This window comes from Bacteroides faecis MAJ27, from assembly GCF_900106755.1.
GTDB lineage: Bacteria > Bacteroidota > Bacteroidia > Bacteroidales > Bacteroidaceae > Bacteroides > Bacteroides faecis.
In genome coordinates this window covers 113,339-126,083 of the sequence record NZ_FNNN01000002.1, presented here as the reverse complement: position 1 = coordinate 126,083, position 12,745 = coordinate 113,339, and the positions used below count along the sequence as shown (strand labels likewise).

11 protein-coding genes are annotated in these 12,745 nt (G+C 44.4%); 3 read left to right on the top strand and 8 right to left on the bottom strand.

Annotation, left to right across the window (positions count from 1 at the left end; all coding sequences use genetic code 11):
* Positions 1-89 precede the first annotated feature (89 nt).
* Both BLW31_RS02400 and BLW31_RS02395 read right to left on the bottom strand, forming a co-directional pair.
* Complete coding sequence (locus tag BLW31_RS02400; protein WP_010537041.1) at positions 90-1,478, bottom strand: alanine/glycine:cation symporter family protein; 1,389 nt, start codon at positions 1,476-1,478, stop codon at positions 90-92.
* Positions 1,479-1,631: 153 nt separating this feature from the next.
* Complete coding sequence (locus BLW31_RS02395; RefSeq protein ID WP_029425374.1) at positions 1,632-2,279, bottom strand: AlbA family DNA-binding domain-containing protein; 648 nt, start codon at positions 2,277-2,279, stop codon at positions 1,632-1,634.
* A gap of 147 nt (positions 2,280-2,426) precedes the next feature.
* On the opposite strand from BLW31_RS02395, the gene BLW31_RS02390 reads away from it, so the two are divergent.
* On the top strand, positions 2,427-2,603 hold the full coding sequence (locus BLW31_RS02390) for a BF3379 family histone-like protein (RefSeq protein WP_007750534.1): 177 nt from the start codon (positions 2,427-2,429) through the stop codon (positions 2,601-2,603).
* Positions 2,604-2,691: 88 nt separating this feature from the next.
* Here the strand turns inward: BLW31_RS02390 and BLW31_RS02385 are convergent, their stop codons facing one another.
* The 6 genes from BLW31_RS02385 to BLW31_RS02355 all read right to left on the bottom strand — a co-directional run bounded on the left by BLW31_RS02385 (position 2,692) and on the right by BLW31_RS02355 (position 7,155).
* The gene (locus BLW31_RS02385) at positions 2,692-3,141 is read right to left on the bottom strand and encodes an N-acetylmuramoyl-L-alanine amidase (RefSeq protein WP_010537043.1); all 450 of its coding nucleotides are present in this window, start codon (positions 3,139-3,141) and stop codon (positions 2,692-2,694) included.
* On the bottom strand, positions 3,138-3,431 hold the full coding sequence (locus tag BLW31_RS02380; RefSeq protein WP_010537044.1) for a hypothetical protein: 294 nt from the start codon (positions 3,429-3,431) through the stop codon (positions 3,138-3,140). Before BLW31_RS02380 ends, BLW31_RS02385 begins: the two co-directional genes overlap by 4 nt.
* A gap of 115 nt (positions 3,432-3,546) precedes the next feature.
* On the bottom strand, positions 3,547-4,074 hold the full coding sequence (locus BLW31_RS02375) for an HU family DNA-binding protein (RefSeq protein WP_010537045.1): 528 nt from the start codon (positions 4,072-4,074) through the stop codon (positions 3,547-3,549).
* 192 nt (positions 4,075-4,266) lie between these two features.
* Positions 4,267-5,628, bottom strand: coding sequence for a replicative DNA helicase (gene dnaB, locus BLW31_RS02370; RefSeq protein ID WP_010537046.1), 1,362 nt, complete (start codon positions 5,626-5,628; stop codon positions 4,267-4,269).
* Between the two features lie 19 nt (positions 5,629-5,647).
* Positions 5,648-6,268 carry an LvrA C-terminal domain-related protein gene (locus BLW31_RS02365; RefSeq protein WP_010537047.1) on the bottom strand — a complete coding sequence of 207 codons (621 nt, stop codon included), beginning with the start codon at positions 6,266-6,268 and terminating at the stop codon, positions 5,648-5,650.
* Positions 6,269-6,858: 590 nt separating this feature from the next.
* Positions 6,859-7,155: a DUF4248 domain-containing protein gene (locus BLW31_RS02355; protein WP_010537049.1), complete on the bottom strand. Its 297-nt coding sequence runs from the start codon at positions 7,153-7,155 to the stop codon at positions 6,859-6,861.
* A 432-nt stretch (positions 7,156-7,587) separates the two neighbouring features.
* Here BLW31_RS02355 and BLW31_RS02350 point away from each other — a divergent pair, with 432 nt between their 5' ends.
* Positions 7,588-8,526, top strand: coding sequence for a tyrosine-type recombinase/integrase (locus tag BLW31_RS02350; protein ID WP_029425377.1), 939 nt, complete (start codon positions 7,588-7,590; stop codon positions 8,524-8,526).
* A gap of 494 nt (positions 8,527-9,020) precedes the next feature.
* Positions 9,021-12,677: a hypothetical protein gene (locus BLW31_RS02345; RefSeq protein ID WP_010537051.1), complete on the top strand. Its 3,657-nt coding sequence runs from the start codon at positions 9,021-9,023 to the stop codon at positions 12,675-12,677.
* Positions 12,678-12,745 lie beyond the last annotated feature (68 nt).

Sequence of the window (12,745 nt, the reverse complement as noted above, 5' to 3'; positions counted from 1 at the left end):
TTTACAAATTACAGATAGAGTCTGCGGAAAGATACTATCAAACAAGTCGTCCGCTAAATTGCCGCAAAGGTAGTAAAAACTGTTGGTTTTCACCAACATTCCAAGTCCTTTTCGATCTCCGGCATAGTCTCTTTCTTGAAAACGGGACTTTGGATGCCTGCTTTCTTTTGGGCGCGATAGTCGGAGAGCAGCCGTACTGCGTACTTCCCGAGAAAAAGAATGGCAATCAGGTTGCAGATAGCCATCAGCGCCATCGTGATATCTGCCAGGCTCCATACCATATCAAGAGTCGCAACAGAGCCAAAGAGTACCATGCCGCCTACCAATATCCGGTAGGAGTGCAGTACCCATTTCTTTTCGGTGATGAAGCGAATGTTTGCCTCTCCATAATAATAATTCCCCAGAATACTGCTGAATGCGAAGAAGAACAGTGCTACGGCAACAAATACCCCTCCGGATGCGCCGATCTCATTGGTCAGCGCCTGCTGAGTTAGTTGAACACCGTTGGCAGAACCGTCCAGCGGAGCACCGCTAAAAAGAATGATAAACGCCGTGCAAGTACAAATCAGTAGTGTATCGGTGAATACAGCCAGCGTTTGTATCAGCCCCTGCTTCACAGGATGAGTGACGTTTGCCGTTGCCGCCGCGTTCGGTGCCGATCCCATACCCGCCTCATTGCTGAAAAGTCCCCGCTTGATGCCTTGCATCAGTGCCATTCCGACTCCTCCTCCCAATGCCTGTTCCCAGCCGAAAGCGTGGCTTACGATCAGTGAGATGACTCCCGGCAACTGAGTAATATTGAGTAATACGATGACCAATGCCAGTCCTACGTATCCCAATGCCATAATCGGTACGATAATACTGCTTACCCGGGCAATGCGGCGAATTCCTCCGAAGATGATGAGAAGAGTCAGTGCGGTAAGTATCCCTCCCAACACCGTATGGTCGAAACCAAAAGCATGTTCGGCAGCGGCACAGATTGTATTGCTTTGTACCGAGTTAAAGGCAAAACCGAACGTAATACTGATAAGTACGGCGAAGAGCATCCCCATCCAAGGCTGTTTCAATCCCTTCTTCATATAATAGGCAGGGCCTCCGACGAAAGAATCCTTTCCGCGTATTTTATACAGCTGCGCCAGTGTAGATTCGATGAATGCGCTTGAAGCTCCCAGCAGGGCAATGACCCACATCCAGAAAACGGCTCCCGGTCCTCCGATAGCGATGGCGGTGGCAACCCCTGCCAAGTTTCCCGTACCTACGCGGCTGGCAATGGAGATGGCAAACGCTTGAAAAGAAGACACATGCTTTTCTCCGTGCTTTCCTTTTCCGGCAGATTCGCTGAGCAATACAATCATTTCGCGAATCATGCGGAACTGTACGAATCTTGTCCGCACGCTGAACCAGATTGCGCAGCCTAGCAACATGATAATCAGGATATAAGTCCAGAGAATATCGTTAATCTCGTTGATAAAGTTCATATTTGTATGGAAAAGAATATATTTAGGCACGGATTACACGGATTAACACGGTTTTAGTGCTATGATTACGTAAAATAACCGTGTTAATCCGTGTAATCCGTGCCTAATCCTCAATTTATAATTTAGTTCATTTCTAAAATGATAACTCTTGCATTATTCGCTTTTTATCCGAAAATAGAATTTATGATTTTCGAATACAGGCTCTACTATTTCATAACGAACAAATTTGGCGAGCAGATGTTCGGCTGCCCGTCGGGAAAGTCCGGTCTGGCGACAATAACGGTTGAGAGAAAGCAAAGTACCCTGTTCCAGCAGGTCGAGCAGGAGCTGTTCCCGTTCCGTGTATCGGATCAGTTCTCCCCGTGGACTGTCACTTTGCTGCCATACACGCAGATGAATAGGCGTCGCCAGGATATTCTCGTCCTTGATGCGGAGATAGGCGAGAGGTTTCCCGTTTTCATCTTTTGCATACACAGGCTTGTGCGGGCTTTCTTCGATGGTGGCCACCAGTACCTGCTTGCCTTCCACGATAAATGTCTGTAAAGTATATTCAACTTCCGGAATACAATAAAGTTGTGCAGCGGCTTCTATCATATATTTTTCTTCTTCAGATCGTACTCCGGCTATCCGTCCGTTGTCTTTAACGCCTATCAATAACCGCCCTCCGTCGGTATTGGCAAATGCCGAGAGGCTTTTTGCGATTTTCCGTGCGTCTGAAATTTCAAATTTGAAGTCCTGTTGCTGATGCTCTCCTTCAGCTATCAAACTATGTATATAATCCGTATCTGTAAGCGTTTTCATGGCTACAAAGGTAGGGAAAAATGGCGAAAAGCCCTTTTTTTAGTTTATTTTCGCAGATAAATTCAAAAAAAATATCGTTTTTATGCGTTTATTTCGGGAAACAGTGTATTTTTGCGGCACATTATTAACGAAAAAAATAAAAGGATTATGAAAGAATTGGTAGAAAAAGTAGCAGCTCTGTATGCTGACTTCGCAAAAGATGCTAACGCTCAGATTGAAAACGGTAACAAAGCAGCAGGAACTCGCGCTCGTAAAGCTTCTTTGGAAATCGAAAAAGCAATGAAAGAATTCCGTAAAGCATCTTTGGAAGCTTCTAAGAAATAAGATTTGGAAGTCTACTAAGATATCAGAAAAAAGAAAATTCCCCTTATCTCACAACCGGACAGGCGAGAGATAAGGGGAATTCTTTTATTTACTCCCGGTTCCACTCCTTACTTGCCTCAAAGCAAGGACACGCCTTGATCCATTCTTCCGGCTCTATCTCACCGTTCCCGTTGAGATCGGGACTGAGATCACGATGCCCGCAAATGCGGCAACCGGGAAAATCTTTCAGCAATGTGAGGATAAGCACCCGTAGCGAATGTTTCTGCCACGAAGTACGCGTATCTTTGGGCACTCCCCGACAGTCCAACCCACCTTCATAGCAGATCCCTATACTCTCCTTGTTGAAACCTCGTGCGTGAGCACCGATACGTCCGATAGGGCGGGTAGATTTGATATCACCGTTTCTGCGGATATAAAAATGATACCCCGTTCCGTTGAATCCGCGACGGCGGTGACACGTCTCCAAGTCATGCTCGGTGAAGCTCTTGTCCTCCCGGGTGGCGGAGCAGTGGACGACAATTAGATTGATTGTCCTCATGCGTCCGTACTGTTTTTGCGTTGGATACACTCCTTGTTGACGCACTGCAATGCCATCGCTTCCGACAACCTGCCTTTCAAGGAAAATATCTCCGCATGCATCTCCTTCACCCGGTCGCTCAGGTCGAAGTAATCTTTCAATACCTTTTCGAGCTGTGCCATCAGGAAGCCGTATTGTTCCTTCACAAGTTCGCTGAACTCTTTCACTTCCTGCGCCATTTGCTGGCGTTTCTTGCGACCTCCGAAGAAAGGGAGAATCGTCATAATAATATCAAGTATTTTGTCTAACATATATTTATTGAATCATTGGTGAATAAAGAAAATAGAATCGGGTAGAGTGATCAATCATATTAGTGAAAAAAACATGGCGGAGCTGAAATCTCCCCGCCATGTGTAGTTTACAGTCTTAAACTGTCGGGTCCGGTGCCTCGTCTCCATCATCCCCTCCGGGAGTGTTGCCGCCCGAACCGCCGTTTCCACCATTGCCGCCGTTTCCGCCTCCGTCTTCGTCACTCTTACCACCCAGCACGAAATCCACATTATTCTCGCTTCGGGTACTGGTGTGACTTGCGTTCATCAGCTTCAGCGCCTTGTCCGCAACGAACCGCACATTGACACGGCGAATGCTGCGTACCGTACACTCCTTCATCAGCTCCGTACCGTCACTGGTCAGCGTGATGTGGAACGTACCCAGTCCGTCAATTTTCACTTTGTCGCCTTGTGTGAGCGATGCCCGCAGTTGTTCCACAAAAGCCTCGATGGTATGCTTCACATCTCCGGCGGTCAGTGCCGACTTGCTTTCGATAGCGGTAGCTATCGTGTCGATGTCCATCACCCTCACATTGCCCGACTTCTGACGGATGTAATACAACATGGGAGCATTCTCCTGGTTTACATACTTTCTGCGTTGATAGCGTTCTACTAATACATTCATAATTTCTAAAAAGTTAAGGTTTGGTTAATACTTATGTGATGCTTTTTTCTAACAATACAAAGATACGAAATCTGAGAGGCGAAGTCAAGTAAATAGCACTTTATTTTCCCCTAATATATAAAATAAAATAGAAAAGAAAAGAGCCGGTATTTATACTATAAAATGTAATAATATATATAACTTGATATCTCCCTATCTGGCATGTTTCATCATATATTCCAATGGCGGAACGTAATCATATATTTTTGTCATAGACTGGTTGTGCCCGAAGTAGACGTTTCCTGTCTCCCCGTTGCGTTGTTTGGCTACGATGACCACTCCCAATCCTTCTGTCGGATACCCGCTTTCCTTGTCGATGGTGATGCGCTGCTGTGCCGGACGGTAGAGCAGCATTACAACATCCGCATCTTGCTCGATAGCCCCGCTCTCACGTAAGTGTGCCAGCTCCGGACGGCCTCCGGGACGGTTCTCCGACTCACGGTTCAACTGGCTCAGCAGTACGACCGGAATATGCAGCTCTTTGGCAAGCGACTTCGCTTTTCGGGTAGCTTGCGCTACTTCCTGTTCACGATTCCGGTTGAGCTGCTTGGTAGTCATGTCGCAAAGTTGCAGGTAGTCGATGATGACCATGTCACATTGTTTGCGGCTTTTCAGCAGTCGTGCGCTGGAGCGGACGTGCTCCATGCTGACAGAGGAGTTGTCGTCCACGTAAATGGGCAGTTGCGACAACTCGCCGGAGGTGGTATGTGCTTCCGCTACTTCCTGCGGATTGGCAAGCCCGTTTCGCCACCGGTATGGATTGATGTTGCTGGCAGCGAGTAACCACCGGTCGGCAAGGCGTTCCCCTTCCATTTCGAGGCTGTACACGGCTACCGCTTTTCCTGCTGATGCTGCACTGCGTGCCAGATGGAGGGCGAAGGCCGTCTTTCCTACCGAGGGACGGGCGGCGATAACCACCATCTCTCCGTCTTGCAGACCGCCTGTTTTCTTGTCCAGTTCGTTCAAACCGGTGGGAATGCCGGTGACGCCGTTCACGCTTTTGGCGATGCGGTCTTCGGCTTCTTTGAGGGCGTCGGCCATCAGTGTTTCCATATCCCGCATGTGGTCTTGGTGGCCGGATTCGCCTTCGAGCCGGTCGAGGAGGTTGTGGGCGTCTATCAGTGTGTCGCCGATGTCCATTGTTTCGTCCATGGCGCAGGCGAGGAGCTTGTTGAAGCCGAGAACGGCTTCGCGTGCCAGGTATTTCTGATGGACGATCTGCGCATGGTATTCGATGTGGGCGGAAGAGGCGACTTTGCTGCTCAGCTGTGCGATGGCGAATGCGCCGCCTGCTTCTTCCAGGTTGCCCCGGTGGACGAGTTCTTCCTTGACGGTGAGTATGTCGATCTTTTTGCCGGCCTGATACATGGCTGTCAGACAGGCGAAGATCAGTTGGTGACGGTTGTCGTAGAACATTTCGGGACGTAGTTTGTCGGCGACGAGTGGCAGGGCTTCCTGCTCTATCAGGCAGGCGCCTATGATGGCTTCTTCGAGTTCGGTGGCTTGTTGGTTCATGATGTTTGAGGTGTCGGGGTTAGTCTATGTATTCGTTCAGGAAAGCTTTGTCTTTCAGGTAAGTGGAGGCGTGGGCGATGAAGCGGGTGTCGTTGGTGTGGTAGTAGACATCTTCGATACGGTCGATGGCAAGTTGCCATTCTTCTTTCGTGAGCTTCTCCCATTCGTGGCGGGCACGGGCGACGTTGACTTTGGGCTTCCGCATGATCTGATGGTAGTTGTCCCAAAAGGTGTGGAAAGCTTTGGATGATTCTTCCTCTTTCTGAGAGGAGTCGGCAGGCTGTGCACTTCCAGTCCATAGGTCGTAGTTGATGATGCGGATATGGAAAGTCTTCTCCGGGTGGGGGAGGATCTCGATGATGCCTTCGCGTTCCAGCCTTTTGAAGAAACGGGCGGTCTTATACCGGGTCCATCCAAATAAAATACTCCAATGCAGGTTGCTGATAAGTGATTCGCCACGTTGGCAAAAGATCGTCAGTCCGTGAATGTTGTAGGTTGTTTCCGAATAGTTGGCGTGCGAGAGGACTTGGAAGAAAGCTCCCATATTTTCCAGCTGTCCGCTTCCTGTCTGTTGTTTTAGTAGTGTTCTGGGAATTTTGAAATAGCCTTGTTGAAAGGATGTCTCGGTAATTTGTTTCATTGAATCGTTATTAAATTAATATTATTGGTTGTGGACAAATGATCTTTAAATCCGGCCCGAAGGTACGAAATTGAGAATCTTTTGTCAAGTTCGTATGGACGGTTTTGGCGAATATGGACGGTGCTGGCGTATTTGGACGGAACGAGTTGAAAATAATGTTGGAATGTAATGAGAATAGCATTCGGTTTATGTCGAAAACAGGGGAGAGTGACAGGAAGGAAGACTTGAATGGTATGGGGAAAAGCCAAAAAGAGGAGATGGAGTGTAAACTTGTATTTGAGGGCAGGAGGGTTGCGGTGAAAGTCGCCGGGAAAAATAGAGGTTCTATTGGCTAAGAATAGAACCTCTATTGAGTAGAAATGGAGGTTCTGTTTGATGAAATTAGAGCCTCTATTTTGAGGATTTGCAGAAAAATAAGCCGCCCATACAACCGCCCGTTTTTGAGTGGATGCAACTGATTGAAATCTAGTCTGTTATGAGCATTAAAAAAAGAGACCCGCCCATACACCCGCCCATATATTATTAATAAATATAATTATCTATATTAATATTGTTCGGACGACTCACTTTTTCTGTGTTTTTTGCCCCTTTCATTCTTCCCCTGTTTCTTGCGTGCCGAAGCGGAAGTGCAGATGAATGTGAGACGGTCCCCAGAGGGATATCAGTATATATTGCTGGTTAGGGCTGAGACGTGTGGTGTTGTGCGTATAGTGTGCCTGTTTTAGGGCATTGAATAGTGATTCGTCATTTTCTATTTCTGCGCGCATTCTTTTGCTTGCCGCGTCTATGTTACTGTATTCCGGAAAGAATGTCATCGCCAGGTCGGAGAAAGCCTTGAATCCTTTGATGTCCCATGTAATCTCTCCGTTTTCGTTTTCTAAGTTCATTTTAATATAATTTTATTGTTACAAATATGTAGTGCAATTCTGTAAAGACATTGCAAAATTACTAAAAATATATTTGTTACAATAAAATATTTAAATTATTTTCTGGTTAATTCTTATATTTGTAATTAAAAATATATTTTAAATTTCACCTCTGTAAGCATAGCTTTCAATTCTTCTTTTTCCCTGTTGTTTTGTGTAGATATATTCATGATTTTTTTCTTTAGTCCCTGTTCGCATGTTCGTAGACTGGGAGTTTAGGGCTTTTAGGGGTATCGTGAACTCAACCTCTCTCTCGTTTGTTCTTTTCTTTTCTGCCGGATCAAATCCATCTGTCCGGCGAAAGTCAAAACAATGAATAAAATATACATATATAAGGTTCCAAGTTACTAAAATATTTGTATATTTAGAGTGTAAATTTTAATACTTAGTACAATGTTAAAAGTAGTAGCATTTATGAAGCAGGTAGCCGAAGAGCTACGGATGGGGGGAAGCTTTGGTACTGCGCACGTGTATCGTAGCAGTACCAATGCCATCATTGCTTATTGTGGGAAAGGGGATTTTTCTTTTGATAAAGTTACCCCGGAGTGGCTAAAAGGGTTTGAGGTACACCTTCGTGGGAGAGGATGTAGCTGGAATACCGTTTCTACCTATCTAAGGACATTCCGTGCGGTGTACAACCGTGCGGTTAATAGTCGGATGATTATTTATACACCTCATCTGTTCCGTTACGTCTATACAGGTACGCGTGCAGACCATAAGAGGGCACTGTGTGATGAAGACATGAAGAAAGTCTTTACTAAACTATCTTCATCTTCTGCCGTACCTACTACTGTACGGCGCGCACAAGAACTGTTTATATTAATGTTTTTGCTTCGCGGCTTGCCGTTTGTCGATCTTGCCTATCTGCGTAAAAGTGATTTGAGGGATAACGTGATCACTTACCGCAGGCGGAAGACGGGGCGCCCTTTGTCGGTGACACTTACACCGGAAGCGATGATCTTGTTGAAAAGGTATATGAGTCGTGATACCGATTCTCCTTATCTTTTCCCGCTGTTGAAAAGCGGTGAAGGAACGAAGGAAGCCTATCACGAGTATCAGTTGGCCTTGCGCAGCTTCAACCAGCAACTCATGTTGTTGGGCAAAATGCTGGGGTTGAATGATAGGTTGAGCTCGTACGCAGCCCGCCATACATGGGCCACGACAGCCTACTATTGTGAGATTCATCCGGGTATTATCTCTGAAGCGATGGGGCATTCCTCGATTACGGTGACCGAGACGTATCTTAAGCCTTTCCGTAGTAAGAAAATTGATGAAGCTAATAATCAGATTATTAATTTTGTAAAACGATCTATTATAGGAGTAGGCTGCTGATAACTAGACCGTTACTTTGTAGGTAACGGAGCCAAATGGCGTTGCAAAGATGGATATATTTTGGAAAACATGCAAACAAAAAAGATATTTTTTCTGATAAACTACTAAAAAAAGAGAAATAATACGATAAAACGACGGATTTCTTTTGCCAGGGCCTTATTAACCTTTGATTAAGATACAAAGAATTTCCTCCCCTCTGCCGTAGCTCAAAAGCAGGGGTAAAAATGTTTCATGATCAAAATGCTTGGTTTTTCATAAAAGCGGCTTTTCGGAAGCCGGGACAAAGGTGTGCCCGTTACCTACAAAGTAACGGGCTGAAGTTGTATGGTGAATATGCTTTTAAGTGTATTGTATAAGGGAAATAAAGGTCGAATGAATTAAGAAAAGGAGGTCGCACAAGGAATGAAAGGAATGAGAAATGAATTTTGAGAAGAAGAATTTGAAGACTATATTTTTATTATTTTTTTAATTTATAAATTAAAAGTTTTTTTATTATGAACAAAAAGTATTTAAGTGTCGTCCTGTTTGGAGCGCTATTAGCGGCTTCAGCGGGTACATTTACTTCTTGTAAAGACTATGATGACGACATCAAGGGGCTACAAGAACAAATTGACGGAAATCAAAGCTCCGTTACAGCTCTTGAAAAACAGCTGGCTACGTTAGATGCTGCTGCTAAGGCTGCACAAACGGCTGCCGATGCCGCCAAAGAAGCTGCTGATGCTGCTAAGGCTGAAGCTGAAGCTGCTAAGGCTGCCGGTGACCAGGCTGCTGCTGATGCTGCTCAGGCGAAAGCTGATGCTGCTGCCGCTCAGGAGGCTGCTGCTAATGCTAAAGCTGAAGCAATAGAAGAAGCTAAAAAGCAGGTGGAAGCGTTGAAGGTACTGTTGCAAGAGTCTATCGACGGAAAAGTTGACAGGGAAGTTTTTGAAGCAGCCCAAACTGCAATTGCAGGTAAAATTGAGGGTATCGAAGAAAGATTGAACAATCTGGATCCGGATCAGGTGGCCGAAGACATGCGCGATGCGAAGCAGGCTATTGCAACTTTGATGGCGGCATATGAAAACTTGAAAATTCAGTCGGCTACATTAGAAGAATATAAAGAAGCTTGTCTTGATTACACTGCTAATGCTGAAGCTATAAAGAAAGCCGTAGAAGATATCGCCACTGCTCAAACAGAAATTGAGAAACTGTGGAATGAAATCAACGGTGAAGGCGGACTGAAAGAACTGATTAACGGTAATGCAGAAGCTATTACAAATCTGAAGAACCAGACTGCTACAGATATGGCTAATCTGGAAGAACGTATCAATAATCAGTTGACTGATATTAAAAATGATATCAAGGACAATATCAAACCGGCTATTGCTGAAATTCAGAAACAAATCAGAGAAGAAATCAAACCTGACTTGGATCAATTGCACATATTGGTTGTAGCTCGTTTGTCAAGCATCACATTTGCTCCTGATTATATTGTAGACGGTGTTGAAGCTATTAAGTTCAGCTCGTTGAAGTATGGTGCGATGGACAAGAGTGAAAATGCAGAAATCCCTACTACTTATAAATTCTCTACAGCTGCTTTGGCAACTGCCAGCTACCACTTCAATCCGGCTAGCTTCAAGTTGGCTAACGCTGACTATAGCTACATTGATCGCACTGTTACAGTGATCAACACTCGTGCTGCTGCCAGCAAATGGGTTGAAATCAGTGGCGAACCGGTTGCTAATGCTGAAAAGGGTACAGTTGACTTCAAACTGCTTCGTCTGAACGCTCACTCAACTCAGCCGGAAAAGAGCGATGTGAATATGATCGCTTTGCAGGCTACATTGAAAGGTGAAGCTGTTGATAAAGACGAAACAGGTGCAGTGGTAACTTCTCCATACGTATCTATCTACGATGATATATTGGATGCATCAGATGTACGTATTGCCGATGATGCTACTTTAACAGAATGGGGAGCTGATGCTCATTACGCAACAACATTTGATGCTTGTAAACTAGAAGAACCTCGATACAAGATGTATTACAACGAAGTATTCAACTTGAAAGACTTGGTTGCAACTTGTTTCGGTGACAATGAAGAAACTAATATTCACCGTAAATTCCCGATCGAGGACTACAGCTTATCATATAGATTTGCTGTAGCAAGTTCTAAATATGAGATTGAAACAGGTGCTACTACTACTGACCAGCAGAAATGGATCAAATGTAATGATGCTGAAGCTGGTTTGTATCAGGCAGAAGATTTCAGCAAAGAAGCTATCGGTCGTACTCCGATCTTGAAAGTTGAACTGGTTGATGCTGACGGTAATGTAGTACGTCGTGGTTTCGTGAAAGTAGAAATCGGAGTTACTAAGAGTGATGATATGACTCTGCCTATGACTTTGGGAACATTGACTTACGAGTGCTCAACAACTGCTGCTACTTATGAAATGAACGAAGAATACATTCGTGAGAACCTGTACCGTAAGATTGCAAACAGTCTTGGTGAAGTTGGTATGAGCCACGAAGAATTCTGGAATCTGTATGACGCTTCTACTGCTACAACTGCTGTAACGAAGAACGGTAGTGCTTATGGAATGTCAGCTCCTAGCATCGTAGACGGTCCTACTTCAGCCGGAGTTGCAACTAAGAAGATTGTTTGGTCATTCAAACATGGTGAACTTGGTAAGATTGGTTCTACTTCTACTTTCGTAGCAAGCATTACAGTGAAGAACAAACTGGCTTCTTCTGAATATCCTGCTGCTGTAACATTCCAATTCACAATTGATGTGAAGTTGCCGACATTTGAAGAAAAACTGGTTAAGAATGATACTTATTGGACCTTGGCCGGTACTTCAGCTGATGATTTTGATGTGAATGTAACAGTTCCGACTGATAATGATGAAGATCCTGAAAACTGCCAGTTCAATCAAGATCTGGAAGCAGCTTATACAGAACATACAGTAACCGGACTTCCTAAATGTGTTGAAGATTACTATGAGATAATCGAAACTAGATCTAATGGTAAGGCTACTACGACTGTATTGTCAGGTGTTAAGATCAATGGAACTGTAATCTCTTTGGATAAGAATGATGATGCGGTTAAGAAAGCATTGAATAGCGAAGGTGGTCTGCAGGCTGTAGTTAAACATGTTTATAAATTGGAGAGCGGTGATGAGCTTTCACAACATAGCTTCGTGGTTAACTTTATCCGTCCTGTTAATCTGAATATGCCAGGTGAAATTTCTTTGCAGGATGCTAAGACTGGTGGTGATATCGCTAACTTCCAGCATAATAAATTATTGACAGACTGGAGAGGTGAAGCGATTACTGCTCCTTATCAGGAATCTGTTACAGGAAGTGTATCTTATTGGGACTTCAAGTATACTCCGAAGTATGAATATGTTGACGGCCACTATGTACAGACACAAGAAGCTAAGTTGAATGTGATAACTAAGAAAGTTTCTTTCACAGCTGTTAAGCCTGTAACTATGTATACTGCAACTGCAACATATAGCTATCTTAAATATAAGAAAGTTGGTTTCATGAAGTATGAGTGGGTTGAAGAAGATAGAGCTACTTTCACTGCTGAAGCAGAAACGCAAGCTGATGCTGATAAGGCTATTGAAGCTCAACTTCGCGCTAAGGGTTGGGAAATTCATCCTTTTGCTAAAGTAGATCAGATTGGAAAAACTGAATACACCAATAGAGTTATCTTAGAAGGTCAACTCGTTGAATACACTTACGTAGCAGGTATCGAGTATACTCCGGCTAAGTACGAATGGATTGATGGTACTTGGGAAGAAGTTAAACATGAACATTCTGACTATCCTAACTTCAACGGATCAGTTGATGGAGAAACTGCTGGATGCGGATGCTATGTATGGACTACTTACACAGAAACAACTGATCAATGGGTTGCTGGACAATACTGGTACTTCTATGGCCCATTCGGTGAAGTTAAATTGGATGTAACGAAAGCTACTACCAATTTGGCTAATGGTAAGTTGCCTAACGGTGCTACTTTGGTTCAGGAAGGTAATACTGTTAAGTATGTGAATGTTAATTCACCGGTAGGATCTGAATATAAGATCTTCATCCCTGCTACTGTAAATTACGGTTGGGGTACTGCTACTTCTCAGTTGACTATTTTGGTGAAACCTGTTAAGTAACAGTTGATAATGTGTGAATGTCTTTGAAATGATTCTTAGACAGAATAAATCTAAAAGGGGGCTCTACA